Genomic DNA, 26,900 nt, shown 5'->3' on the forward strand with positions numbered 1-26,900 from the left:
TAAATAGACGTAGAACCATCGCCGGCACTGGGTTTCAGCCGATCATGCCGCTCAAACCGCCGTCATTTCTGGCTTGAGTCTTTAACGTTTTGTTACGATAGCTGTGGCATTAGTTTTCAGCGCAGCACTCTCATGAAACACCCGTCTCAATTGCGTTTGGCGATGGCACAAATTAACGTCGTGGTCGGTGATATCGACGGAAACGCGCAAAAATGTCTGGAATGGATCGATCGGGCGCGCGCCGCCGACGCGGACATCGTGACGTTTCCCGAGCTGGCATTGACGGGTTATCCGCCCGAAGATCTTTTGCTGAAGCCGCAGTTCATCGACGCCAACCTCGCTGCGTTGGATAAAGTCGTCGGCCGAACACGAGATATTGCGGCCATCATCGGCTTCGTCGATCGCCGGGACGACATTTTCAATGCCGCTGCGATTGCGCAGAACGGGCAGCTCGTTACCACCTACCACAAGATTTACCTGCCGAATTACGGAGTGTTCGACGATTTCCGTTACTTTCAGCCGGGCAACGGCTGCCCTGTACTGCAGTTGGGACGCGTGACGATCGGCGTGAGTATTTGCGAGGACATCTGGTATCCCGACGGCCCGGTCTTTCAACAGGCAATTTCGGGAGGAGCGGAAGTCATTATCAATATTTCGTCGTCTCCCTATGACGCCGGGAAGCGCCGATGGCGCGAACGGATGCTGGCGACCCGCGCATCGGACAATACCGTCATTGTTGCCTACAACAATCTGGTCGGCGGGCAGGACGAACTGGTTTTCGACGGCGACAGCCTGGTTTTTGACGAAAACGGCGATCTGATCGCCCGCGGCAGGCAGTTCGAGGAAGACTTGATTCTCGTCGACCTCGATGTTGAATCTGTTTTTCGAAAGCGCCTTCACGATCCCCGAAGACGCCAGCAGAAATTCAGTGTGCCGAAGCCGCCGGAAGTGTTCTCCCTGGCGGCGCGATCGACCAAACACGGTCCAATGCCGCCTGCGCCACAACCGGAACCGCTTTCTGAAGACGCTGAAATTTATCGCGCACTCGTTGTCGGCACACGCGATTACGTCATCAAAAATGGCTTTAAGAAAGTGGTGCTCGGCCTGAGTGGCGGCATCGACTCTGCATTGACCGCATGCGTCGCCGTCGATGCCCTTGGAAGCGCCAATGTCGTTGGTGTGCTGATGCCCTCGGAGTTCTCATCGCGCGGAAGCATTGAGGATGCCGAGCAGCTCGGAAAGAATCTCGGCATCGAGCTTCTGACGATTCCGATCAGCGACGTTTTGCACTCCTTCACGACTGCACTGAAAGCAGGATTTAAAGGAGCGAAGCCGGACGTCACCGAAGAGAATATTCAGGCCAGAATCCGTGGCACTTATTTGATGGCATTGTCCAACAAGTTCGGCTGGCTGGTGTTGAGCACCGGTAACAAAAGCGAGATCAGTACAGGCTATTGCACTCTTTATGGGGATATGGCGGGCGGTTTCGCGCTGTTGAAGGACGTGATGAAGACCACGGTGTATCGATTGGCCGAATATTGCGGCCGCATCCCAAGGGCTACTATCGATAAGCCACCCTCCGCGGAATTGCGGCCGGACCAGCTCGACACCGACAGTTTGCCGCCGTACGAGGTGCTCGATCCGATTCTGAAGGCATACGTCGAAGACGATCGCAGTTTCTCGGAAATGATCGATATGGGTTTCGAGGAACAGTTGGTGCACCGCGTGATTCGCATGGTGGATACCAATGAATACAAACGCCGTCAGGCCGCGCCCGGAGTCAAAATCACGCGGCGCGCGTTCGGGCGCGACCGGCGAATGCCGATCACCAACAGGTTCAGATAACACAATGGATAAGCCGTTTGCGATTCTCGAGCAATGGGTGAAAGAGGGCCGAATCCATCTGTCGGCGGAGCCGGCACGCCTGACGGTTGAAGAAGAGCTGCGCGATTTCCCGTCCGATATGCCCGCTGGAATGTCGGATTCGGAACTGTTCGAATTTGCGATGAAGGACGTCAAGTCGCTTGGCTGGAGCGCGGTGCCGCTTCACGCCAGACCGCCGGTTGAAATCCAGGGGCAGGACGAGGAGAAGGAAGCGTTATGGGTGCTCGAGCAGTTTTTGCGGAGCGGCAACGACGATTTCGAGAACTCCGGTGAATACATCGAAGGGTCCGTCCAGCCACAAGGCCGCCTCTACTTGCACGATCTACGTTCGGGCCGGTTCTCCGTCCAGGCGCACCTGGACCTCCATGGCTTGAATCAGCAGGAAGCGCGGTTTGTTCTCGAAGAATTTCTGTTCGAAGCGGTCCGCAGAGGATTCACCTGCGTCCGGGTGATCCATGGCCGCGGCCGGCATTCCGAAAAAGACCAGCCGGTCCTGAAGGAGAATATTCAGCGCTGGCTTTGCACCCGGCGGATGAGCCGCCGCGTCGTCGCTTACACTTCCGCCCGCCGCTGCGATGGCGGCGGCGGTGCCGTCTATGTGCTTTTGAGGAAGTGAACGCGATCCGCAGGCGCGCATAAAGACGACAGAAAGTGCGAGCGCGTTCCAAGATCGTTATTGCGGCGGCGGCACACCACAACAACTCGCGCACCCTGCTGCACCATCGACTCCAGTTCGGTCTTAATGCGCCCGAGCATATGCGCGGCCTCGCGTGTCTGGATGGACGCGTCGTATAAAGGTTCAAGTAAATCCGCCAGGACAATGGCGTTGGGATGAGAATGTTTCAACGACGCCACTGCGGCCTCGTCGATCTCGTCATCACAGACATACACAATCAACTGGCCCGTTTGTACTGCTGTTGCGATCATTTCTTCATCACGCGAAGCACGCCCATCACCTTGCCGATGACTTTGAACGTTGCCGCCTCGCTCCTTTCGATTTCGATGGGACGATATGCAGGGTTTTCGGCTTTCAGGGATATCCGGTCGCCCGTCATGTAGAACCGTTTGACAGTCGCCTCTTCACCGATGAGAGCGACAACAATCTCACCATTCAACGCAGTGTCCTGAGGATGCACAAGAACATAATCCCCATCCAAAATATGAGCGCCTTCCATGCTGTTGCCCTGAACCTTCAGCAGGAAGGCGCCCGCTGGAGCCCAGTCTTTTGGGAGTTGGATTATGTCTTCGATGTTTTCCTGTGCCAGCAAAGGCGGTCCGGCAGCAACCCGTCCCAACACTGGAACCGTCAGGCCTTCTGCGGATTGCTGGCGCGAGGACGCTGGAACGGAGAGCGAACGCGATTGATATCGCTTTTTTTGGAGGAAGCCCTTCCGTTCCAGCGCCGAAAGATGATCCTGGACCGTCCCAGGATAAATCTCGAAGTGCCGCGCAATTTCCCGGATCGACGGTGGATAGCCGTTATCTTTCAAATGGTTATCGATGAAATCCAGAATTGCCTGCTGTTTGTCTGTCAGCATGCCGGAGTTTATACCGTACATATGTACGGTATGTCAACATGCGTCTAAGCAAGCCAACTTGAACAGAGCTTTTGTGCAAAGCCCTTGCTCGCAAAGTGACACCATCTTAGTGTGCGTTCAGGAGGGCGCCTTGGAACGCGAGCGAGGCGTCGCTTTGATCCTGGCGTTGCTGGTGCTTTCGTTCCTCACGATTCTCGGCAGTGCTCTTCTGACGACGTCGACCATCGACATCTGGATCAGCGACAACTACAAAACTTCGACTGAAAATCTCTATATCGCCGAGGCGGGAATCGATAACGCTCGCCAGCTGTTGCGGACCTCGAATCTTTCGGCTTCTCAACTGCTGGCTGCGGCCGCGGGCCCGGATCATCAACTGTCAACTGCGACCGACCTCGCCACGTTGCTGGCGAGCGACGATCTGCCGCTGATTCCGTCCGATCCATCCATGCGATCCAGCGGCCAGCCGCTTCTGAACAGCTCCGGAGAGATTACCGGCTATTACTACGTCTGGCTGCGTAACGATAACGCGGACGGTACAGCTTCAACATTCGACACCAATCAAACGCTCACACTCATCAGCACCGCCTCGAACTGGGGACTGCACAAAGTGATCGAAACGACGGTGCAGAAGGGCGGCTTTCCGGACAATGCGAACGATTCCCGGATGCAATCGGCTGCCGGCCTGCAGAGCTTCGCGGCCGGCATCACCAGGCATGCGACGGACCTCTATTCCACAACGTCGATCACCGACTACGGCAGCGCCGCCCAATATAAGATTGCAGTCGTGAACGGAAACACAACCCTGGGGCCCGGCACGGGTTACGGAATTCTGCTTTGTCAGGGCGACTTGAACGTCGCCGGCAACTTCACCTGGAACGGTCTTATTCTGGTGATTGGGACGGGTAACGTGCATTGGAACGGATTTACCGGAACGGTCAATGGTGGTTTGTTCAACGGAGGGGTGTATAACGTGACCGACGCAGGACAGATCAGGCTGGCGAATCAACCGTTTCCCTACACTCCGATCGCGATTCAGGAAAGATGAAGAGGGAGCCACGAGAAGCACAAAAGGCACATGCGCATCTTGTGCCTTTTGTGGTTTCTGCTTATGCCTTGGCTTCGCGAGCTCTGCCGTTTGCTGCGGGATCTTCGAAGAGATACTTGACGCGGTTCTTGTAAATGAAGAGGTTCGGCTGCGTGTCGCGAGTGATCCGGATGATGTCTTTATCGTAGTACTCGATCCAGCCCCGCACCTCCTCGCCGTCGATCAGCTTCACGACGACGGATGTGCGGCTTTTCGAGAGCCGATCGATGTATTCGGCCTCGCGGTAAGTCTGCTCCGGAGCCGCTTGCCGCCGGTCGCGCCGGCTGGTGTATTCATGGGGTGTACGTATTGCCATGCCCCGCAGTATTCAGTTTTCGATGTTAAGATTCAAGAGTGAAGATTGAGGCACTTTTGTTCGATCTGGGTAAGGTCTTGATCGACTTCAACTTCGAGACAGGCGTTCAGGCTCTGCATGGTGCCTGCTCGATTTCCCGCGGCCGGTTTGAGGAAGTTTTATGGGATGAAACCTGGATCCAGCGCTACGAAAGGGGCGAGATCTCCACCGCCGAATTCCACACTTACCTGCGTGAGACCGCAGCCCTCGAAATGGATCTTCAGGGCTTTTGCAATGTCTGGTCGTCGGTATTTCTGCCCGGTTTGCTGGTCTCCGAAAAGCTCCTGGCTACTCTGAAAAGCAGATATCCCCTCATTCTGGTTTCCAATACGAATGAGGCGCACTTCGAATTCGTCCGCACTCACTATCCTGCCGTCGACTATTTCGAGCAGCACATTTTGTCGTATGAGGTTGGTTCTCTGAAGCCCGATCGCAAGATCTTCGAACAGGCTATCCGTGTTTCAGGGTGCCGTCCGGAGGCTCTTTTTTTCACGGACGACCGGGAAGAGAACATCCTGGCGGCGCGGGAACTGGGCATCCACGCGCACCAGTTCAAGACCGAGGCTCTGCTGATCGCAGCGTTGCAGGCCGCGGACGTCGAGATGGCGCATACGTAAAACCTTTTTAACGTCTGGAAGTTTTGTCTGATTTCCAAGTAGAATGGGACCGCTTGCCGTTCCAAAACTGAATTTAAGAGGCAAAAAGGTCGGCCAGATGTCCCGCTAAGGAACGTCTAACCTCGAGTTAATGAGCATTTTTGAGTTTTTCTTCAAATACAAACCCATCATTTACGAAAAGGGGCATCTCGCATTTCAACTGCTGGGTTCCCGTTGGCTGTTTCTTTTCTTCATCGTCGCGGCCGCTGCAGGCGCCTGGTTCGCATACCGGGCTGTGGCGCAGGATAAGTACTCCATCGGCCCCGTTGCGCTCAGAGCGTTCACCTTCACGGTCCTGGCTTTCATTTTCCTGCGGCCGGTCCTGAATATCTCCACGGTTCTGCCGCAAGAGAGCTACCTGGCTGTCGTGATCGACAATTCGGAAAGCATGAAGATCAAGGACGACGGCAAGGTTGCCCGGTCGGAAGAGTTGCAGAAGCAACTCGAGACGACAAACTTCATGAAGCGGTTGAACGACAAATTCAAGACCCGGGTCTATCGATTCGATGCGACGGCAGAGCGCATCGATCGTCCCGATCAAGTGAACTTCTCCGGTAAGCGGACCCGGCTCGAATCGGCTACCGATCTTTTACAGCAGGAACTGGGGACGGTTCCCCTATCCGGTGTCGTTCTGATTACGGACGGCGGGGACAATGCTTCGAAACAGTGGACCGAATCGCTGTCCAAACTCGAATCCAGGCATATCCCGTTCTACACCGTCGGTGTCGGTTCGGAGAACATTACGCGCGACGCGGAAATCGTGAAAGTGTCGGCGCCCCGATCCACACTCAAGGAATCCTCCGCAGCGGTGGACGTGTCGTATCGAAGCCACGGCTTCTCCGGGCGCAAGGCCACCATGTATGTTCGTGAGAACGGCGTTCTGCTCAAGACACAGCAGGTCACGCTGCCTCCGGACGGTGAGATTTCGGAAGCGACCATCGATCTGCCTGTGAAAAACGAAGGCGTCCGCCTTTTCTCGTTCTCGCTCGAGGAACCCGACGACCGCATTCCGGAAAACAACACGCTCAATGCGCTGGTGGAAATCAAGAACGATCATCCTCAGATCCTTTACATCGAAGGGGAGCCGCGCTGGGAATTCCGATACATCCGCCGCGCGCTGCAGGACGATCCGAATATCCGTCTGGTGACGTTGTTGCGGTCATCGCAGAACAAGTTCTACCGCCAGGGCCTCGACAAAGAAGAAACGCTCGCCGAGGGTTTTCCCAAGAAGAAGGAAGAACTGTTCGCATACAAAGGCCTGATCTTCGGCAGTATCGAATCGACCTTCTTCAGCCAGGAACAGCTGAAAATGGTGGTTGATTTCGTCAGCAACCGCGGCGGCGGCTTCATGATGCTGGGTGGCCGCAACTCCTACTCGGGTGGACATTATGAGAACAGTCCGATTGCGGACATCCTGCCCGTCCAGCTGGCCGCCGGCGACCGTACGCCTGTGGTCGGCCCGGTGAAGATGGTCGTTACCGATTACGGACGAACGAATCCGCTCATGAGGTTATCGCCCGACGCCAATGGGAACGTCGTTAAAGACTGGGCGGACCTGCCGCCGGTCAATGATTACAACAAGACTTTGGATGCCAAAGTCGGCGGAATCGTGCTGGCCCGGGGACAAGCCGCGCAGAAGGGCGGCGCGGACCCGATTCTTCTGGCGTATCAGCGCTACGGCCGCGGCCGCACCATGGCTCTGACGACAGGCAGCACCTGGCATTGGCAAATGGGGATGGATTCCAAGGATCAGACGCACGAGATGTTCTGGAAGCAGACTCTGCGCTGGCTGGTCAGCAACTCTCCGGACCCGGTGATGATCACGTCGGACAAAGACACCTATCTCCCCGGCGAGACTGTCCGCCTGAGCGCCGACATTTCGAACAAGAATTTCGAGCGCATGAACAATGCGAAGGTCGTTGCCAAAGTCACCAATCCGGACGGACTTTCCCAGACCATTCCGCTCGATTGGAATGGAGCGGCGGAAGGAACTTATCAGGCGGAGTTCAACGCGACGGGCGCCGGCGTGTACTCCATCGACGTTGAAGCCGCTCAAGGATCCGAGAATCTCGGCAGTAACCACTCCGCCTTCCAGGTTCAGGACCGGCCCGTGGAATTCTATAACCCCGCTCTCGACACACGGCTTCTTCAATCCGTCGCAACATCGACCGGCGGCAAGTATTACCCTCTTTCCAAAATGGGCGACATTCCGGACGATGCTCAGTACTTCGACGGTCAGTCGTCTTTCATCGAACAAAAAGAATTGTGGGATGTGCCGATCCTCTTCATGCTTCTTTGTCTCAGCCTCGGCGCCGAGTGGTTCTGGAGAAAGAGAAAAGGACTCGCATGAGGCATAGAGTTCTGTCTGTCTGCGCTCTGCTGCTGCTGCTTCTCATTGCATTGCCGGCAGCTGCCTTCGCCGAGTCGAGCGCTCTGATTCTCCAGGGTGTCGCGGGCAGTCCGGAACACGAAGCGAAGTTTGCCAAGTGGACGGTGGGGACCCAGAAAGCACTGATCGACAAGTTCGGCTTCTCTCAAAACCGCGTCATCGTCCTCGTCGATAAGCAGACAGCGCAGGCCGAGATTCAGAAGGCGTTCGTCACACTGAAGCAGCAGCTCAAGCCCGGGGACAGCTTCTTCCTGTTCATGATCGGTCATGGCAGCGCCGAAGACGGCGTCTACAAGTTCAATATCTTCGGGCCGGATTATACCGCCGACGATTACAACAAGCTGCTCGCGACTCTCAATGTCGGCCGGACTGTGATCGTTGCGGCGACGCCGTCGAGCGGCGCTGCGCTTGAGAAGTTTGCCGGCAAGAACCGCGTCGTGGTCACGGCTACCCGGAGCGGCCAGGAAGAGAACGATATCGTTTTCTACGATTACTTCCTCGAAGCGCTTCAGGGCACCGCCGCCGATGAAGACAAGGACCAGAAAGTCTCCGTCTGGGAAGCATTCAAATACGCGGTCAACGGTACGGATCGTTTCTATAAGGATGAAGGCCGCCTGTCCACCGAACATCCACAGATCGACGACAACGGAACCGAAAAGACCGACGCGAAGGCCAAAGAGCCGCCTATGCTCGCGCGGTCGACAAGCTTCGTTGTGGATCGTCCGCTCGTGTCGAGCGATCCGAAGATGCAGGCCCTGTTGAATGAGCGGAAGGAGATCGAGCAGAAGATCGATCAGCTCCGCATCGACAAAAACTCCGTGCCAGCCGCCGACTTCGACAAGCAGATGGAAGATCTGCTGGTCCAGCTGGCGCTCAAGAACCAGGACATCAAGCAGCAGGAGGCCAAGAAGTGAGAAAGTCCCTTCTTTCTCTGGTTCTTCTGCCGTTCCTTCTGTTGAGTTGCGGAGCGCTCTGGCAATCGGAAAAGAAGGGGCCGGTCGAACTCGCGCGGACAGGTATGTACAAGGATGCCGCGGCCGAGCTCGAACCGATGGTGGCGAGCGGCAATTTCGATCCCGTCGTCGTCGAGAGTCTTTATTACTCCTGGATCCGCACCGGCGATTACACCAAGGCGCGGGAAAAGTTCGACGTCTGGGCCAGGTCCAATCCGAATGCGGGTCCTGTCCAGCTTGCCGCGGCGCGGGCCAACCGGCTGGCCGGCAACTACGACCAGGCTCTCACTCATCTGGATCCGATTTTGAATTTTTCGAACGTCGGCGTCGCTGCGCAGTATGAGAAGGCTGCGGTACTCGATGAGAGCGGGAAGCACGACGAGGCCTTCGCTCTGTACAAGAAGCTGTATGACAACTTCGCGAACGGGATCATCCGTGCGACGAGCGACGAGCTGCCGGTCGTTCGTGCGATGTGGGGGCTCGGCGGCAGTAACAACTTTCACGATGCGAACGATCTGCTCGGGATCATCACAAAGTCAGATCCCCGCAATGCGGAAGCGTTTGTCGCCTGGGGCGATCTGCTGGCCGAGAAGTACAACGAGCCGGAAGCGATCGCGAGCTATCGGGACGCGCTGAAGATCGACCCGAATATGCCCGAGGCACACCTCGGCCTCGCGAAGACGCTCGCCAGCACCGCGCCCGACAAGGCCAGCGCCGAGCTTGAAACCGCGATGACGACAAATCCGAACCTGATCGGCGGGCATCTTCTCATCGCCCAACAGCAGATCGACACTGAGAAATACGACAAAGCCAAGCAAGAGATCGGGAAAGTGCTCGCGGTCAATCCGAAGTCGGCGGAGGCCTTGAGTCTGCTGGCGTCCATCGCGTTCTTCCAGAACAATACTGCCGACTTCAATATGTACGTGAAGCAGGTGCTGGACACGAATGCGCACTACAGCAAACTTTACGATCTGCTTGCTTTAAGCTGCGAGCACCTGCGGCTCTATAAGGAAACCGTCGATTTTGCGCGTGAAGCCTTGAAGCTCAATCCTCAGGATTGGGATGCGATGGGCACTCTCGGCATCAATCTGGTTCGCATCGGTCAGGAAGAATCCGGGCGCCAAGCGCTCGATCAGGCGTTCAAGGGCGACTCCTTCATCACGTCCGTATACAACACCCTCGATGTTCTGGATAAGCTTGACCACCATTTCACGAAGTTCGATACGCCTCATTTCAGAGTGAAGCTTTACGAAAGCGAAGTCGCAGCGCTGAGACCCTATGTCTCGGATCTCCTGGAACGGGCCTACGATACGTTGAGCGAAAAGTACGGCTACAAGCCGGCAGTTCCCGTCAATTTCGAGATGTATCACGACCACAATGACTTCGAGGTCCGGACATTCGGGGAGACCGGCTTCGACGCTCTCGGCGTTTCCTTCGGCCGGCTTTTCATTATGGATTCGCCGACCGCGCGGAAGCCCGACACATTTAACTGGGGTAGTACCCTGTGGCACGAATTCACCCATGTCATCACGCTCGAGATGACCGACCACAAGGTCCCCAAGTGGCTGTCCGAAGGGCTGTCGGTGTATGAGGAGCGCAAAGGTTTCCCCGGCTGGGGCGACCGCATGAAGTTCGATTATCTTCAGGCGATCAAGGCAAAAAAGCTTTTGCCGGTCGAAGAAATGAACGACGGCTTCCTGCATCCGACCTATCCGCAGCAGGTTTTCGTTTCATACTACGAAGCCTCGATCATCTGCGATTACATCGAAGAAAAGTACGGCTTCCCGGCCATCAAGAAACTGCTCCTCCTTTATAAGGACGGCAAAACCACTCCCGACGCATTTCAGGGCGCGCTGGGCGTGGCGCTTCCCGAGTTTGATACCGGGTTCTTTGCATGGGTCGACGGCAAGGTGAAGGACATCGACGTCAAAACCTTCACCGACCTGATGAATTCGGGCCAGGAAGCGGTGGTCAAGGGGGATACGGACAAGGCCATTGAAATCCTGAATAAAACCGTTCAGATGTATCCCGAGTACACCGAAGATCACAATGCCTATGAGCCGCTCGCCGAGGAGTATTTGAAAAAAGGCGACAAGAAAGCTGCCATCGATATCCTGAAAAAGTACGTCGGATATTCAGATACGGCATTTAAAGGAAACATGAAACTCGCCGGCCTGCTGATGGAATCGGGTGATATGGCCGGAGCGCGACAGGCATTTGAAGGCGCGCTCTACATTCGCCCGATGGATCTGGAAGAACATCAGAAGTTTGGCGATCTTTTATTGACTCAGAAGCAATACGGTCCAGCCGTTCGTGAGTTTGAAGCGCTGATTGCATTGAACGCGCCCGATAAAGCAGGAACGTATACGAAGTTGGGGGAATCGGACTTTGGCAAAGGCGACCGTCCATCGGCCAAGGCCAATGTCATGAAAGCTCTCGAGATCGCGCCGTCATACGAGCCTGCTCTCGAATTGTTATTAAAAGTGAGGTAATTGTGGAACTCAGCGTTGAACAAAAGAAAGAACTCGAAACAGTCGAGCGGTTTCATGCGGAACTGAAAAAGATCGACTTCGAAATCCGGAAAATTATCGTCGGCCAGAAAGAAGTCGTCGATCAGGTGATGATCTCGATGCTGACCGGCGGCCACTCGATCATCACCGGCGTCCCGGGCCTTGCCAAGACGCTGCTGATTGCGACTGTGGCCCAGGTGCTTCATCTGGATTTCAAGCGCATCCAGTTCACTCCCGACCTGATGCCGGCCGATATCACGGGAACCGAAATCATTGAAGAGGACCGGGCCACGGGCAAACGGTCGCGGGTATTCGTCAAAGGACCGATCTTTGCGAACATCATTCTCGCCGACGAAATCAACCGCACGCCGCCCAAAACCCAATCCGCTCTGCTTGAGGCGATGCAGGAAGGATCGGTCTCGATCGAAGGCAATACCTACATCCTGGAAAAGCCGTTTTACGTGCTTGCGACCCAGAACCCGATCGAACTGGAAGGTACCTACCCGCTGCCTGAAGCTCAGCTCGACCGCTTCATGTTCAACATCGTCATTGGTTACCTTTCGGAGGATGAAGAAATTCAGGTCGTCAACCAGACCACCAGTCTCCGCCAGGTCGCATTCGAAAAAACCATTGGCGGCCAGGAAATCCTCGAATTCCAGCGCCTTGTCCGGAAGATGCCCGTCGCCGAAGAAGTCATGCGCTACGCCGTACAACTCGCCCGCACCAGCAGGCCGAGCGGCGCGAATCCGCCGGATTTCGTGAAGCAATACGTCAATTACGGCGCCAGCCTCCGCGCCTCGCAGTTCCTGATTCTGGGCGCCAAAGCCAGGGCGCTTGTTCACGGACGCTACAACGTCGCCGTCGAAGACATCCAGACACTGGCGTATCCGGTGTTCCGCCATCGCATTCTGACGAACTTCCACGCCGAATCCGAAGGCATCAAGTCCGAAGACATCATCAAGCGCCTTCTGGAAGTCGTGCCGCTGCCGAAATCGGGGTTGAAGGACTAAGGGATTAAATGAGCGGAGCGCGCGAAGCACAAGGCCGACAGGCCGCAGCCGGAAATAATGCAAGCGCGATAGCGCGCAGCCAGGAAATTAAATGAGTACGCCCGTTGCAGACAGAATGCCGGCAACCCGGTTCATCGATCCGAAGGTTCTGATCAAGATTCAGAACCTTGAACTGGTCGCCCGGACCGTGGTCGAGGGTTTTGTCCAAGGCTTGCACCGTTCCCCATACATGGGGTTCAGCGTGGACTTTGCCGCCTATCGCGAGTACATGCCGGGAGATGAGATCCGGCGCATCGACTGGAATGTTTATGCACGGTCGGACCGCCTTTACGTCAAGCTGTTTGAAGGTGAGACGAACACCCGTGTTCTGGTCTTGTTGGACATCAGCGGTTCCATGAACTACGGATCCGGCGAGGTCAAGAAAATCGATTACGCCCGGATACTGGCCGCCTCGTTGACCTATTTCGCGCATCATCAACGCGATGGCGTGGGTCTGCTGACTTTCGATACCGAAGTCCGCGCGCATGTTCCGTCGAGCCGCCGGCGCGGACAGCTGCTGACCATCCTTTCGGAGATCGACAGGGTTCAGCCCAGCGAGCAAACCGAATTTCGCAAGCCGCTGCGGTTCCTGGCGGAATACCTGACCCGCCGCGGCGTCATCGTGCTGATCTCGGACCTCTATGACGAACCGGACAACATTATCGCCGGTCTCAAGGCGCTGAAGGCGAAGGGCAATGACATCATCGTCTTTCATATCATGGACAACTTCGAGCTGACGTTTCCGTTCGAGGACATGGCCCAGTTCGAGGACATGGAAACACGCAAGAAGCTGCATGTCATTCCGGAATATCTGCGTACTCAGTATCTGGCCATTTTGAACGAGCACATGGAAAAGATCAGCAAGGCGCTGGCCGGTACGCGGATCGATTATTGCCTGATGGATACCAGCAAACCGCTGGATGCCGGGTTGTTCACCTACCTGGCGTCGAGGTCGAGGAGTACTTGATTTGTCGTTTTTGAACCCATTCCTGTTGTTCGGATCGGTTGCCCTTGCGATACCAGTGCTCATCCACTTGGTTCGCCGCGAGAAATCGGAGATCATCCCGTTCAGCTCGCTGATGTTTCTGCTGAAAGTGCCGAAGCGGTCGATCCGCCAGCAGAAAATGAAGAACCTCCTGCTGATGGCGCTGCGGCTGCTGATCCTGGCTCTGCTGGTTGGCGCATTTGCGCGCCCCTTTATCACGCAGGCTGCCAAGCCGGTCGCCGGCGCGAACTCGAATCGCGGCACCGTTCTGATGCTGGACAACTCGTACAGCATGCAATACGGAGACAATTTCAAGAAGTTGAAGGCGGAGGCCCAGAAACGTATCGACGACTTGCGGACAAGCGACCGCATGGCGATTGTCTCGTTCAACGACAGCGCGTCATTGCTGTCGCGGCCGACATCGGACAAGAACGCGCTCAAGGCGGTGGTCGATACGCTCGAGCCATCGTTCGGCGGAACCCGGTATTACGAGGCCTTTACTCTTGCCGATCGTGTCCTGGGCGAATTCGGCGGCGATCAAAAGCAGCTCATCATTATTTCCGACTTCCAGCGTAACGGCTGGAACCGGACGAGCCGCGAAAGCGTCATCGGCTCCGACGTCAAAACGGAAACCGTGAATCTCGCCGTGAAGGACTACAACAATGTCGGAATCGATAGCGTCATCGTCGAGCAGCCGACGAGTTTTTCACGCACCTACAGCGGCCGCGTGATTGCCCGCATTCACAATTACAGCAAGGAAAAGCCCATCGTTGTTCCCGTGATCGTTAATCTTGACGGCAAGGAGGTCGGGCGCAAACAGGTGACGGTTTCCACCAATGCGACGGCTCTTGCCGAGTTTACGGGGTTCGATCTGCGCCTCGGCTTTTTGAAGGGCGAGGTCAAAGTCGATGTCGACGATCCGTTGAAGGTCGACAACAGCTTCCTGTTTTCGATCGAGCGGCGTGAAAAATTGAATATTCTCGTCGTGGACGACGGCAAGGCCAAACAAAGTCTCTATCTGAAACAGGCATTTACCTCGAGCCCGGAACTGCCGTTCGAAGTGACGACCGTAACCGCCAGTCCCATCACGCCGGAAGAGTTGGCGAAGCACGAAGTCGTCATCATCAATGACGTGCCGCGGCTGCCGGATAAAGTCCGCGACAAAATGGACGACCTCCGCAAAACCGGCCAGGGTCAGCTGGTCATTCTCGGCGAAAACTCCGAAGTGGGCTGGTGGGCCGGATACGCCAAGCTGCCGGTCAAACCCGTGCAGCGGATTTATGTCGCGCATGACCGCGGGCGTCCGTTCGTTGCGCTGACGACTTACGACCGCAATCATCCGATTTTCAAGCCGTTTGAAAAAAGTACCCGGGTTGCACTGAACTCGGCGCAGTTCACCGCCTATATGAGTGTTGAAGCGAAGCCCGGCGCCGCTGTCCTCGCGAAATACGAAGACGGTTCTCCCGTCCTCGTTGAGTCGGGCAAGGATGACCATGGCCTTCTCGTTTTCGACTCGACAGTGGACAGCAAGTGGAATGATCTTCCACTGAAGCCATCGTTCCTTCCGCTCTTTCAGGAGATCATCTACTACCTCTCGCGATACAACGAGAGCAAGGGATGGTATCAGCTGGGTGAAGGTATTCCGGTTACAGCCGGCGTCGAAAACGCCAGCGCCGCAGTGATCGATCCGAAAGGCGAACGCCAGGCTCTGGGAGAAATCAAAACGGGAGAGGCGAAATTCTTCACGCCGACGATGCCGGGTTTCCACGAGATCCGCGTCGGGCCGGATACCCGCTTGATCGCGGTGAATCCGCCGTCGGCCGAAGGGAACCTGGACAGCATGCCTCCGGAAGACCTGCTGGCCAGTGTCCAGAAGACTCAGGCGGAATCGCAGCAGGCCGGAGCTTTCGGAAGTGAAGAAAAAGACGAGTATGCCCGCCGGCAAATGGGCTGGTGGTATCTGTTATTGTTTGCATTATTGGCCGGCATGGCGGAGATTTACATAGCGAACAGGAAGTACAGGACATCCTGACCGACAAAGGGAGACGAAGCATGGCACCACACGAAGAGTTGTTGCAGAAAATTGCAATCGTCAGAAGCAGATGGAAGACATTCCTCTGGGTCCGTGGTCTGGCCTGGGTTTTAGGCGTCACGGTTGTCTCGCTGTTGATCGGTCTCAAGCTCGCAGATTCACCCGGCATTTCCGGATGGACCGTGCCTGCATTGCGCCTGTTCCTTCTCGCGGTTGTCGTCGCGACAATCGTGAAGGCGCTGGTGATGCCGCTGCGCCGTACGCCCTCCGACTCGCAGCTCGCGCGTTTCATCGAGGAGAAGAACCCGGGACTGCAGGACAGCCTCGTCAGTGCCGTCGATGCCATCAAGAAGGCCCGCCCCGAGCAGCTCACGTTCGTTCATCTTTTGACCAAAGACGTCCTGGACCGCACGAAGAACGTCCGGTTTGGCGATCAGGTCAACAAGCGGAAGTTCAGTACGTTTGCCGCGCTGACGGGCGTCTTTGCCGTAGCGTTGCTCATCAGCCTTTATGTGGCGTCTCTGTTCTTCCCCATCGGCAGCGCAAAGCTTTTGGCGTTGAACCTCTTGAAGCCGCCGGCGGTCGATGCGATTGAACTGAAAGTCACGCCCGGAAATACGACCGTTCCCAAGGGCCAGGACGTGACGATCCAGGCCATCGCTCAAGGCTTCGATCCCTCGCGCGCACAGATTCATCTGCGTTATGCGAATGGTTCAGAATGGGAAGTCTCCACGATGGAGCCGGCGCCGCAGAATCAGCCGACGTTCCGGCATCTTCTTTTTAATGTTCAGGAACCCGTCCACTACTTTGTCGACGCCGCCGGCTATCGATCGAAAGAGTTCACCATCGACGTTGCGGATCTGCCCCGCGTCGAGAAGGTCGATTATGCCTATCACTATCCGGCCTATACCGGCCTTGCGGTTAAAAAGGAAGAGAACGGCTCCGACATCGTCGCTCTGAAAGGTACAGAAGTGGACGTCACCGTCACCGGCAGCCAGCCACTGTCCGGCGGCCGCGTCGTGTTTGCCGACGGAAAGAGCATCCCGTTACAGCCGATGGGAGAGCGCACCGTCATGGGCAAGGTTATGGTCGACCGGAACACTTCATTCCGGATCGAGCTGACCAATACCAGCCGCGCGAAGTATCTCGATCTCGAAGAGCGCTCGATGGAAGCCACAGACGATCAGAAACCGCTTATCGAATTCACCAAACCCGGACGCGATACGAAAGCAACCAACGTCGAGGAAGTGTTCACCGAACTCAAAGCTGAAGATGACTTCGGCGTGCGCCAGCTGGAACTGCACTTCTCGGTGAACGGCGGCCCCGACCAGAAGGTCGATCTGTTCGCCAGCAAAGGCGATAGCCCCAAGGAAATCTCCGCCGGCCATACGTTTTTCCTGGAGGAGTACAAGCTCCAGCCGGGCGACATCATTACGTACTACGGAAAAGCGGTCGATACGAAGATGCCGGCAAACACGGTTTCCACCGACGTCTACTTTATCGACGTCCGCCCGTTCGGGCGCGAATACCGTCAAGGCCAGCAAGGCGGCGGTGGTGGTGGCGGGCAGGGGGATGATTCCGCCGAAGCTTTGTCCAAACGGCAGCGCGACATCATTGCCGCGACCCACAAGCTGATCAACAACAAGGACAAATATAAGGACAAAGAGTGGGCCGACGACGTCCAGTCTATCGCGGCCAATCAGCTGAAGAACGCCGAACAGGCGAATACCCTTCTGGAACGTATGAATCGCCGCGGCTTGACGAGTCAGGACAAGATGATCAAGCAGATGGCGGAAGACCTCAAAGCCGCCATCGACCAGATGACGCCGGCCGCCGATCAATTGAAGGCGCAGAAGGCGGATGCCGCCGAGCCCTTTGAACAAAAGGCGCTGATGAACCTGATGCGTGCCGAGGCCCTGTTCAATGAAATTCAAGTGAGTCAGGGCGGTGGAGGGGGCGGCGGTGGAGCGCAGAGCGCTCAGGATATCGCCGATCTCTTCGAACTCGAACTCGATCAGAACAAAAACCAGTACGAAACGGTCCAGCGTGGCGAGCAACAGCAGCAGAATTCTGCCGAAGTCGATGAGGCTTTGCGCAAGTTGAAGGAGCTTTCGGAACGCCAGCAGAAACTCCAGCAGCGGAAGGCGCAGCAACAGCAGGCCGGCGGCGGCGGTGGCGGGCAGCAGGATCAGATGTCGGCCCAGGACCTGCAGAAGGAAACCGAAAAACTGGCGCGGCAGCTCGACAAGCTCTCGCGTGAAAACAACGACCGCCAGATGGCCGATGCCGCCCGCGCACTCAATCAGGCCGCTCAGAATATGCAGCAGGCTCAAAACGGCGGCAGTCCCGGGCAGCAACAACAGGCCTCGCAGCAGGCTCAGGAACAGTTGCAGAAGGCACAGCGGCTTTTGAGCCAGGGCAAGAACGGCTCGATGGAGGATCGTCTCGCCAAGGTGCAGGAGCAGGCGAAGCGCCTCAAGGACGAGCAGAGCAAGATTGCGAATGAAACCCAGCAGTTGGCTGATAACCCAGGCGCTCCTGGCGAGGCCCGGAGCCGCGCGAACTCGATCAACCAGCAGAAAGATGGCGTCGCCCAGGATCTGAAAGCGATGACCAACGAGCTGGAGTCGCTGGGCAACAACTCGGACAACCGCGACGCGGCGAACAAAGCTCGAACGGCCGCGAACACGATCAAAGGTGAACAGCTGCAGGAACGCATCGAGCAGGCCCGCCAGTTCCTCGATAACGGGACTCCGCAGAACAACTATTTCAAATATGCAGAACAGCAGGAGCGCCAGATCGAAAAAGGTCTCGACGACGTGGCAAGACAGGTCGGCCAGGCGGCGTCCGCAGCCAATAACTCCGACGAAAAGAAGCTTCAGAACGCTCTGAACCAGACGAGCGAATCGATTCAAAGCCTCGAATCCATGCAGCGCCGGCTGCAGCAGTTGCAGCAACAGGGCCAGGGGCAGCAGCAGAGTCAGCAAAACCAGCAGGGGCAGAGATCGGGTCAAGGACAACAGCAAGGCCAGGGTCAAGGCCAAGGAAGCCAGAGTCAGCAGCAAGGTCAAGGACAAGGCCAAGGTCAGGGGAGCCAGGCTCAGCAGCAAGGCCAGGGTCAAGGCCAGGGTCAGGGGAGCCAGGCTCAGCAGCAAGGTCAGGGACAAGGCCAAGGTCAAGGGAGCCAGGGTCAGCAGCAAGGCCAAGGCCAAGGCAGCCAAGGCCAAGGCAGCCAGGGTCAGGGTCAAGGTCAAGCTCAGGGTGGCGGCCGCCAGGGCGGCAATCCCCAGGGCAACCCGCAGGGCGGTCAGTACGGCGGCAACAATGCTCCATACACCGGCCAGTACGCCGGCGGCCAGTTCGATCCCCGGCAGGCCGTTCGCGAACTGCAGCAGCGGCTGAACGAGATTCGCGATATCCAGAACCAGCTGGGACCCAAGAACCCGCTTTCGCAGGGCCTGGATCAGGTTGCGCGCAACCTCCAGCAAATTATCAACGATCCCAAGCTCGGCGATCCCCGCGCTGTCGACAAGCTCGAACAGCAGGTGATCGATCCGTTCAAGGGAGTCGAACTGGACCTCAGCAAAGCGCTTCAGATCCTTCTCGCGAAGGACAACATCCGTTCATTGCAGGAAGACGAGATTCCTCAGGGCTATCAGAAGCTGGTCGAGGAGTACTACAAGAAGCTGTCGAGTCCGAAAAACTAAGAAATAACCACAAAAAGCTGGAGATTATTGGAGGTTGCATCATCTAACGTTTCTGCAGTGCAAATTTGAAATGCAGAAACTTCGACTGATGCAATCTCAAATAATCCCCAGCTTTTTGTGGTTACTTTCCCCGTTCAATACAGCGGAAATCTTTCACACAATAGCTCGACTTCCTTCCGCACTCTCTTCTGCACGCTCTCATCGTTGATGTGATCCAGGACGTCCGCGATCCAATCCCCGATCGCTTCCATCTCTGCTTCTTTCATTCCGCGAGTGGTGAGCGCCGGAGTGCCGATGCGGATGCCGCTGGGCGTCAGCGGCGGATTCTGATCGAAGGGAATCGCGTTCTTGTTCACGGTGATTCCCGAATGATCGAGCGCCTGTTCGGCCTGCTTTCCATTGACGCCTTTCGAAAAGACGTCCACCAGAAAGAGATGGGTATCGGTGCCGCCGGAAACGATCCGGAACTTTCTTGAAGCCAACCTGTTTGACAGCGCCTTCGCGTTTTTCACAACTTGCCGGATGTAGGTCTTGAATTCCGGAGTCGCCGCCTCTTTGAAGCACACGGCTTTTGCCGCGACGACATGGACGAGCGGGCCGCCCTGCATTTCCGGGAACACCGCCCGGTTCAAGTCCTTGGCAAAGGTTTCGCGGCACATGACCATTCCGCTGCGCGGTCCACGCAACGTTTTATGTGTGGTGCTGGTGACGAATTCGGCAAAGGGAACAGGGCTCGGATGTTCGCCGGTTGCGACCAGTCCGGCGATGTGGGCGATATCGACCATCATCATGGCGCCGGTTTCCTTCGCCACCCGCGAGATCCGTTCGAATTCGATGGTGCGCGGATAGGCGCTCGCCCCGACCACGATCAGCTTCGGTTTGTGTTCCCGCGCGAGGCGCGCAAGCTCATCGTAATCAATGACCTCCGAATCTTTTCGCACGCCGTATGGCACGATGCGATAGTACTTGCCGGAGAAGTTGAGCGGATGACCATGCGTCAGATGACCGCCGTGCGACAGGTTCATTCCGAGGATCGTATCGCCCGGTTTCAACACGGTCAGATAGACCGACATATTGGCCTGGCTGCCCGAATGCGGCTGCACATTGACGTGCTCCGCGCCGAACAATTTCTTAGCGCGTTCGATGGCGAGGTTTTCGACGATATCCACGTACTCGCATCCGCCGTAGTACCGCCGCCCGGGATAGCCCTCGGCATACTTGTTGGTGAATACGGAGCCGGTTGCTTCAAGTACAGACCGGTAGGTGAAATTTTCCGACGCAATCAATTCGAGACCCGTCGATTGGCGCCGTTCTTCGTTCTGGACCGCGGCGTAGATCTCGGGATCCATTTCCTGGAGGGATGTCTGAATTCTGTTCATCAATACCTCTTATTGAGAAAAAGGCAGCCTATCACGCCATGTTATAATTCCGCACCATGTTTGGCCTGAACGGCAGACAGCTCTTCTTTCTGCTGGTCCTGGTACTGCTCCTCTTTGCAGGGACGCAATACGTCCCTGGCTATTTCGCTGCTCTTCAGTTCAATGACTATGTGCGGCAGGAAGTGAAGTACGCCATCTCCACCAGGAAGACCCCTGAAAGGGTTCGTGACGAAGTTGTCGACAAGGCGACGGAGCTCGGGATTCCGCTCACGAAAAAGGAAGTCCATATCACGCGGCGCGGTCCGGCATTCAGCATGGAGTTCGAGTATCACTGGCCGATCAACATGAGGGTCTACCATCACGACCTCGTTTTCCACGTGGATGAGTCGGGAGAAGTCTTCGAGAATGCTTCCGATTGAGCGTGGCCTGGAGATCGTGATGTCCACGGCCGCGGCGAAGAATCGTCCGGACCGGATGCCCGCCGAACCCGTCGCCCTGCTCGATTCGATGCACCGTATTCTTCGCGAAGACATCCTCTCCGACGAGGATTCGCCGCGTTTCGATAAGGCCACCCGCGACGGCTTCGCTGTGCGCTTCGAAGATCTCCTGGAGGTTCCCGCTGAGCTGACGGTCATCGGCGAATCTCGCGCCGGCGCCGGCTCGGGTGTCCATGTCGATCGTGGCTGCTGCTGCGAAATCATGACCGGAGCGCCGTTTCCGGATGGTGCGAACGCCGTGGTCATGGTCGAGCACACGGAACGTCTCTCACCGGACAAGGTCCGCATCCGGAAAACGGTGCGCAAAAACGAAGGTCTGTTGCGCCGCGGCGCGGAAGTACGGAAGGGCGAGCGCATTCTGCAGGCCGGCCGAATGATTGGCGTGGCCGATCTCGGCCTTCTCGCCGGAGCCGGGAAGTCGAAGGTCCTCGTTTCCGCCAGGCCGCGCGTTGCCGTGATCGCCACCGGCGACGAACTGGTAGAAGTGGATGAGACGCCGAAGCCGGGGCAGATCCGCAACAGCAATACCTACACGATTTGCGCGCAGGTGAAAGATGCGGGCGCCGAACCCGTTTTGTTGGGAATTGGCCGTGACAACATGGAAGATCTCCGGGAAAAGATCGAGCGCGGGCTTCGCCACGACATCCTGCTGGTTTCCGGCGGCGTGTCGATGGGAAAGTACGACCTCGTGGAGTCCGTGTTTGCGGAATTTGGTGTCGAAGTTCTCTTCGATAAGGTCGCTATGAAACCCGGTAAACCAACCGTTTTCGGGCATCGCGCTGAAACGTTTGTTTTCGGGCTCCCCGGTAACCCGATTTCGACGATGGTCGCTTTTCAGGTTTTCGTGCGGCCGCTGATTCTGTCTCTGCTCAAGGCCGCCGACACGAAACCGAAGGTTCTTGAGGCCAAATTGGAGGTGCCCGCAAACTGCGATCCGGAACGCGCCTCTCTGGTTCCGGCCCTTGTCCGGTTCGACGCCGGTCAATACTGGATTCGCACGGCGCCGTGGAAAGGCTCTTCCGATCTCGCCGGACTGGCGCGGGCAAATGCTCTGATCCTGATTCCGCGCCGTGAAGGCAATCTGGAGCCGGGCGATACGGCCCAGTTTCTGTCAATGGAGTGAATGTGGCTTCGCGGAAAACCGAACTGACTCATGTGGATAGAGAAGGACGCGCACGAATGGTGGACGTCACCGCCAAGTCCGAAACCGTTCGTCTCGCCCGCGCCGAGGCGATGGTCGGGATGTCGCCGGACACCGTTCGTCTGTTGCGGGAGAAGCAGCTTCCGAAGGGCGATGCCCTGGAGGTCGCGCGTATCGCCGGCATTCAGGCCGGAAAGAAGACCTCGGAGCTGATTCCGCTGTGCCATCCACTGGCCCTCACGCATCTGGATGTATCGATCGAAGTCATCGACTCCGGCGCGCGGGTCGAAGCGGTGGCGCGCACGAAAGCTGAAACCGGTGTGGAGATGGAGGCGCTGACGGCCGCGACAGTCGCGGCCCTCACGCTCTATGATATGTGTAAGGCGGTCGAGAAAGGCATATCCATCGGGCCCGTCCGTCTACTGGAGAAAAGTGGCGGCAAGAGCGGGCACTGGACGGCGAAACCTGAAGAAAGGAAAATAGTGAGCCGCAGATGGCGCGGATGACGCAGACGCGGCAATTGAAAGCCATTGATGCCGCATCTGTGTCATCCGCGTCATCTGCGCCTCACCATCGCTATGTTGGGTAGAGCTCTCGTCTTAACAATCAGCGACACTGCGTCTGCCGGCGGCCGGGAGGACTTGTCAGGTCCCGAAGCAAAGCGCATCCTGGAAGAAACGGGGTTCGAGGTCGTAGCGGTCGAGATTCTGCCCGACGAGCGGCCGGCAATCGAATCGCGATTGCGCCGGGCCAGCGAGGAAGGTTTGCGGCTGGTGGTAACCTCCGGCGGAACAGGGCTTTCGCCGCGCGACGTCACGCCCGAAGCCACAACGGCGGTAATCGACAGGCCGGTACCGGGAATTGCGGAGCTGATGCGGCTGGAAAGTCTGAAAATCACGCCTCGGGCGGCGTTATCACGAGCTGTTTCGGGCATTTGCAAGTCGACGCTGATAATCAACTTGCCTGGAAGTGTCAAAGGCGTGCGAGAATGTTTGACGGCAGTGCGGCCGATCCTGTCGCACGCTGTCGAGGTTTTGAAGCAATCATCCCTAGGATGTGGGGACATGAGCGGAGCGAATGCAAGCCCGACAGGGCGCAGCGAGTAATCAAAGCATATGGATAATCTGACATCTTACGTGCCGATCTTCCTGTTCATGGCGGTCGCGTTCCTGTTTCCGACCGCCACGTTGCTGGTCGCGAAGCTGATCCGGCCGAGCACCGGTGGAAAAGGAAAGTTGATGCCCTATGAATGCGGTGTCGATCCGGATTCCGATGCGCGCCAGCGGTACGCGATCCGGTACTACGTGGTGGCGATTCTGTTCGTGATTTTCGACGTCGAGACCATATTTCTTTTCCCGTGGGCGATCATTTACAAGCAACTGGCGCTGTTCGGCCTGATTGAGATGATGGTCTTTCTAGGTATCCTCATCGTCGGATACATCTGGATTATTAAGAAGGGCGCCCTCGACTGGGCGTAGATATGTAGCCGCGGGCTTCGGCCCGCGCTTTTTCGGGAGTATTAATGCCTGCATGGATTGAAGACCGTTTCGAGAAAAACATCATCACCACATCCGTGGACTTCGTTTTCAACTGGGCGCGCAAGTCGGCGCTGTGGCCGATGACGTTCGGCCTGGCTTGCTGCGCGATCGAGATGATGGCGACGGGAGCTTCCCGCTTCGATATGGACCGCTTCGGCGCCGGTATTTTCCGGCCCAGCCCGCGACAATCGGATCTGATCATTGTCGCCGGAACCGTCACGCTGAAGATGGCCCCGATCGTCCGGCGTGTATATGACCAGATGCCCGACCCGAAATGGGTGATTTCGATGGGTGCCTGTTCGAATGTCGGCGGCCCGTTCGATACCTATTCGGTTCTCCAGGGCGTGGATCACGTGATTCCCGTCGATGTCTACGTCCCCGGCTGCCCGCCGCGGCCCGAGGCCTTGCTATACGGTTTGATGCGTCTTCAGGACAAAATCGACCGCATGACGATCGCCAAGAAACCGACAGAAGTCCGTCTGGACGACGTGAAGAACGATCCGCGCATTGCCCGCGCGGCCAAAGAAGAGATGGACCGGATCGGAATGAAAATCTAATGGCCGCTGTGGATCAGACCGGCAGTTAGAATTGACCGGTATCGTCGAACAACTTCGAAAACGCATTCGCGAACAAGGACCTCTTCCATTCCGGGATTACATGGAAGAGGTCCTTCGCTTTTACTACTCCTCACCGCGCAACCCGATCGGTACTGACGGCGACTTCTACACATCCAGCGATCTGGATCCCATCTTCGGGCAGCTCCTCGCCAAACAATTCCGGCAATGGGCGGCGGAATTCGAGACCTTCACCGTGGTCGAACTCGGCGCCGGTAAAGGTCTCCTGGCCCGCGACATCCTGCAGCACGAGAAGTTCAGGTACCTGATCCTCGAGCGAAGCCCCGCCATGCGCGAGCGGCAGAAGGATCTGCTGCGGGACTTCGAAATCGAGTGGGTCGACGAACTGCCGAAGGGAATCACCGGCTGCATCTTCTCGAATGAGTTTTTCGATGCGCTGCCCGTACATCGCGTGGTCCGGAGAGCCGGCAGCCTGAAGGAAATCTATGTCAATGAGGATTTCCAGGAAATCGATGGCCCGCTTCAGGTCGCGATGGAACTCCCGATCGCGGAAGGCGCGGCGACGGAAGTGTGCATTGAGGCGCACCGGTGGATTCACGATATCGCCGTCTCGCTCGACCGCGGTTATCACCTCGCGATCGATTACGGCTATTTGAAGGACGAGTATTACTCCCAACCCCGAGGCACGCTGATGTGTTACTGGCATCATCAGGCCGTGGAAGATCCGTACCTCCGGATCGGCGAACAGGACATCACGGCGCACGTGAACTTCTCGGACCTGATGGAGGAGCCCGGCCTCAAGACGACCCTGTTCACGACTCAGATGGACTACCTTATCCGGCTCGGCATTCTCGGCGAAATCGAGAAGCTTGCAACCGCAGCCGATGCCGCATCCATGCAGCGGCTCTTGAAAATCAAGAAGCTCATCCTGCCCGGCAGCATGGGCGAACGCTTCAAAGTATTGATCCAGGCCGCCAATCGCGGCACGATCAATTCAGGATGAAACGCCTTGCTGTAACGGCCGATGCCATCTCCGGCACCACGTCGAAGCTGAAGAAGATTGCTTTCCTGGCCGAATATCTCCGGGATCTGCCCGCCGATGATTTGCGGGCAGCCACGGTCTTCTTTGCAGGCCGTCCGTTTGCGCTGACCGAGGCCCGCACTTTAAACATCGGGTGGTCGGCCCTGATGAACGCCGTTCAGCAGATATCCGGCGCATCGGATGAGCAGATCCACGAGATCTATCTTGCGCGCGGGGATCTCGGGGAGATGGTGGAGGGGCTCCTGATGGGTCATCAAGCTGCCGGAGAGCTCTCGCCCTCCCAGGTTCAGTCAAAATTTGCCGCGCTGGCTACCATATCAGGCGCTTCGAACAAACTGCCGGTCCTGCTGGATCTTTTTCGCGCGCTCACTCCATCCGAAGCAAAATACGTCATCAAAATCATTACCGGCGATCTTCGGATCGGCCTGAAGGAGAACACCGTGGAAGAGGCCATCGCGAAGGCTTTCGAGCGGCCGGTCGATGCGGTGCGGCGGGCGAATATGGCACTGGGCGACATCGGCGAAACGGCTGTGCTGGCGAAGAGCGGCGAGCTGGACCATATCGCGCTGAAGATCTTTCGGCCGGTGAAGTTCATGCTGGCGACGCCGGCCGAGAGCGAGGAGGAAATCTTCGCCAACTTTTCCACGCCCTTTTACGTGGAAGACAAATATGACGGCATCCGCGGCCAGCTTCACGCCGGCGGCGGCCAGTCGGCGCTCTATTCGCGTACGCTGGACGACATCAGCCGCCACTTTCCGGAAATTATTGAAGCCGGCCGGTTGATGACCGGCTCTTTGATCGTGGATGGCGAGATCGTCGGTTTCAGAGAGGACCGCGTCCTCCCCTTCGCCTCGCTCCAGAAAAGGCTCGGGCGGAAGCGTCCATCCGCGGCACTGATCGAAGAAGTTCCCGTTGCCCTCATGATCTTCGACATTCTTTCATTTGGGGATAACAGTCTGATCGATGAGCCGCTGAGGGAGCGGAAGAAGGTGATCGAATCCATTGCGTGGCAGCCTCCGCTGAAAGTCGCGCCTTTTATGCTGCTCGACGGCCGGGTGGAACTTGAACCATTTTTTGCGCAGGCGGCCCTCCGGCGCAATGAAGGTTTGATGCTGAAGGACGCGGAGTCGGTCTATCTCCCCGGCAAGCGAGGCATGAGCTGGCTGAAGTGGAAGAAGGCATTAGCCACGCTGGACGTCGTCGTCACCGGCGTCGAATTCGGCCATGGCCGCCGCCACGATGTGCTTTCCGACTACACCTTCGCCGTGCAGGATGAGGGAAAGCTGCTGAATATCGGCAAAGCGTATTCGGGCCTCACCGACGTAGAGATCGCGGCGATGACCGAGTACTTCAAGGCGCACACGCTTCAGGACTTCGGCCGTTTCCGGACGGTGGAGCCGGCTGTCGTCATCGAGGTCGCGTTCAACGGAATGCAGCGAAGCAATCGCCATTCGAGCGGCTACGCCCTCCGCTTTCCCCGCATCGTCCGAATCCGGAGCGATAAAACCGTGGCGGACATCGATAATCTTGCCACCGTCGACAAGATCTACCGCAAACACATCGGCGAATAGTGGCCATCCGCAGAA

At 57.0% G+C, this 26,900-nt stretch carries 23 protein-coding genes; 19 read left to right on the plus strand and 4 right to left on the minus strand.

All coding sequences use genetic code 11. The annotated features are described in order from the left end of the window. The first annotated feature begins 132 nt into the window (after positions 1-132). Together VGK48_08970 and VGK48_08975 are read left to right on the plus strand one after the other, a co-directional pair. Complete coding sequence (locus VGK48_08970) at positions 133-1,845, plus strand: NAD+ synthase (protein HEY2381297.1); 1,713 nt, start codon at positions 133-135, stop codon at positions 1,843-1,845. A gap of 4 nt (positions 1,846-1,849) precedes the next feature. Beyond that, positions 1,850-2,500, plus strand: a complete 651-nt coding sequence (locus VGK48_08975; protein HEY2381298.1) for a Smr/MutS family protein — start codon at positions 1,850-1,852, stop codon at positions 2,498-2,500. On the opposite strand, the gene VGK48_08980 is transcribed toward VGK48_08975, so the two are convergent. Beyond that, a complete protein-coding gene (locus VGK48_08980; GenBank protein HEY2381299.1) occupies positions 2,479-2,811 on the minus strand; it encodes a hypothetical protein in 333 nt (110 codons plus the stop codon). The genes VGK48_08975 and VGK48_08980 overlap by 22 nt on opposite strands. Beyond that, entirely contained in the window at positions 2,808-3,422 is a 615-nt protein-coding gene (lexA, locus tag VGK48_08985) for a transcriptional repressor LexA (GenBank protein ID HEY2381300.1), read from the minus strand. Before lexA ends, VGK48_08980 begins: the two co-directional genes overlap by 4 nt. 130 nt (positions 3,423-3,552) lie before the next feature. On the opposite strand from lexA, the gene VGK48_08990 reads away from it, so the two are divergent. After that, positions 3,553-4,467: a PilX N-terminal domain-containing pilus assembly protein gene (locus tag VGK48_08990; GenBank protein ID HEY2381301.1), complete on the plus strand. Its 915-nt coding sequence runs from the start codon at positions 3,553-3,555 to the stop codon at positions 4,465-4,467. A gap of 61 nt (positions 4,468-4,528) precedes the next feature. Here VGK48_08990 and VGK48_08995 read toward each other — a convergent pair whose 3' ends face one another. Further along, on the minus strand, positions 4,529-4,822 hold the full coding sequence (locus VGK48_08995) for a Sm ribonucleo-like protein (protein HEY2381302.1): 294 nt from the start codon (positions 4,820-4,822) through the stop codon (positions 4,529-4,531). Positions 4,823-4,860: 38 nt separating this feature from the next. Here VGK48_08995 and VGK48_09000 point away from each other — a divergent pair, with 38 nt between their 5' ends. The 8 genes from VGK48_09000 to VGK48_09035 all read left to right on the plus strand — a co-directional run bounded on the left by VGK48_09000 (position 4,861) and on the right by VGK48_09035 (position 19,142). Next, complete coding sequence (locus tag VGK48_09000) at positions 4,861-5,478, plus strand: HAD family phosphatase (protein HEY2381303.1); 618 nt, start codon at positions 4,861-4,863, stop codon at positions 5,476-5,478. Between the two features lie 130 nt (positions 5,479-5,608). After that, the gene (locus VGK48_09005) at positions 5,609-7,867 is read left to right on the plus strand and encodes a glutamine amidotransferase (GenBank protein ID HEY2381304.1); all 2,259 of its coding nucleotides are present in this window, start codon (positions 5,609-5,611) and stop codon (positions 7,865-7,867) included. After that, complete coding sequence (locus VGK48_09010; protein HEY2381305.1) at positions 7,864-8,820, plus strand: hypothetical protein; 957 nt, start codon at positions 7,864-7,866, stop codon at positions 8,818-8,820. Before VGK48_09005 ends, VGK48_09010 begins: the two co-directional genes overlap by 4 nt. Next, positions 8,817-11,351, plus strand: a complete 2,535-nt coding sequence (locus VGK48_09015) for a tetratricopeptide repeat protein (protein HEY2381306.1) — start codon at positions 8,817-8,819, stop codon at positions 11,349-11,351. The genes VGK48_09010 and VGK48_09015 overlap by 4 nt, the downstream gene beginning before the upstream one ends. 2 nt (positions 11,352-11,353) lie before the next feature. Further along, positions 11,354-12,379 carry a MoxR family ATPase gene (locus tag VGK48_09020; GenBank protein ID HEY2381307.1) on the plus strand — a complete coding sequence of 342 codons (1,026 nt, stop codon included), beginning with the start codon at positions 11,354-11,356 and terminating at the stop codon, positions 12,377-12,379. A 91-nt stretch (positions 12,380-12,470) separates the two neighbouring features. Next, positions 12,471-13,385 carry a DUF58 domain-containing protein gene (locus tag VGK48_09025; GenBank protein ID HEY2381308.1) on the plus strand — a complete coding sequence of 305 codons (915 nt, stop codon included), beginning with the start codon at positions 12,471-12,473 and terminating at the stop codon, positions 13,383-13,385. Position 13,386: 1 nt separating this feature from the next. Then, entirely contained in the window at positions 13,387-15,435 is a 2,049-nt protein-coding gene (locus VGK48_09030) for a BatA domain-containing protein (protein HEY2381309.1), read from the plus strand. 20 nt (positions 15,436-15,455) lie between these two features. After that, complete coding sequence (locus tag VGK48_09035; protein HEY2381310.1) at positions 15,456-19,142, plus strand: hypothetical protein; 3,687 nt, start codon at positions 15,456-15,458, stop codon at positions 19,140-19,142. 134 nt (positions 19,143-19,276) lie between these two features. Here the strand turns inward: VGK48_09035 and glyA are convergent, their stop codons facing one another. Beyond that, positions 19,277-20,521 (minus strand): serine hydroxymethyltransferase, encoded by a 1,245-nt coding sequence (gene glyA / locus VGK48_09040; GenBank protein HEY2381311.1) that lies wholly within the window; start codon positions 20,519-20,521, stop codon positions 19,277-19,279. Between the two features lie 56 nt (positions 20,522-20,577). Between glyA and VGK48_09045 the strand changes: the two genes are divergently transcribed. The 8 genes from VGK48_09045 to VGK48_09080 all read left to right on the plus strand — a co-directional run bounded on the left by VGK48_09045 (position 20,578) and on the right by VGK48_09080 (position 26,885). Beyond that, positions 20,578-20,940 carry a hypothetical protein gene (locus VGK48_09045; protein ID HEY2381312.1) on the plus strand — a complete coding sequence of 121 codons (363 nt, stop codon included), beginning with the start codon at positions 20,578-20,580 and terminating at the stop codon, positions 20,938-20,940. Continuing rightward, positions 20,927-22,141, plus strand: a complete 1,215-nt coding sequence (gene glp, locus VGK48_09050; GenBank protein HEY2381313.1) for a gephyrin-like molybdotransferase Glp — start codon at positions 20,927-20,929, stop codon at positions 22,139-22,141. The genes VGK48_09045 and glp overlap by 14 nt, the downstream gene beginning before the upstream one ends. Before the next feature lie 2 nt (positions 22,142-22,143). Further along, positions 22,144-22,665 (plus strand): cyclic pyranopterin monophosphate synthase MoaC, encoded by a 522-nt coding sequence (moaC, locus tag VGK48_09055; protein HEY2381314.1) that lies wholly within the window; start codon positions 22,144-22,146, stop codon positions 22,663-22,665. Between the two features lie 72 nt (positions 22,666-22,737). Beyond that, the gene (locus VGK48_09060) at positions 22,738-23,265 is read left to right on the plus strand and encodes a MogA/MoaB family molybdenum cofactor biosynthesis protein (protein ID HEY2381315.1); all 528 of its coding nucleotides are present in this window, start codon (positions 22,738-22,740) and stop codon (positions 23,263-23,265) included. Positions 23,266-23,274: 9 nt separating this feature from the next. Then, positions 23,275-23,637, plus strand: a complete 363-nt coding sequence (gene ndhC / locus VGK48_09065) for an NADH-quinone oxidoreductase subunit A (GenBank protein ID HEY2381316.1) — start codon at positions 23,275-23,277, stop codon at positions 23,635-23,637. Between the two features lie 44 nt (positions 23,638-23,681). Further along, positions 23,682-24,254, plus strand: a complete 573-nt coding sequence (locus VGK48_09070; GenBank protein ID HEY2381317.1) for an NADH-quinone oxidoreductase subunit B family protein — start codon at positions 23,682-23,684, stop codon at positions 24,252-24,254. Positions 24,255-24,285: 31 nt separating this feature from the next. After that, on the plus strand, positions 24,286-25,275 hold the full coding sequence (locus tag VGK48_09075; protein HEY2381318.1) for an SAM-dependent methyltransferase: 990 nt from the start codon (positions 24,286-24,288) through the stop codon (positions 25,273-25,275). Next, positions 25,272-26,885, plus strand: a complete 1,614-nt coding sequence (locus tag VGK48_09080) for an ATP-dependent DNA ligase (protein ID HEY2381319.1) — start codon at positions 25,272-25,274, stop codon at positions 26,883-26,885. The genes VGK48_09075 and VGK48_09080 overlap by 4 nt, the downstream gene beginning before the upstream one ends. The last annotated feature ends 15 nt before the right edge of the window (positions 26,886-26,900 follow it).

The organism is Terriglobia bacterium, assembly GCA_036496425.1.
Classification (GTDB): Bacteria; Acidobacteriota; Terriglobia; order 20CM-2-55-15; family 20CM-2-55-15; genus 20CM-2-55-15.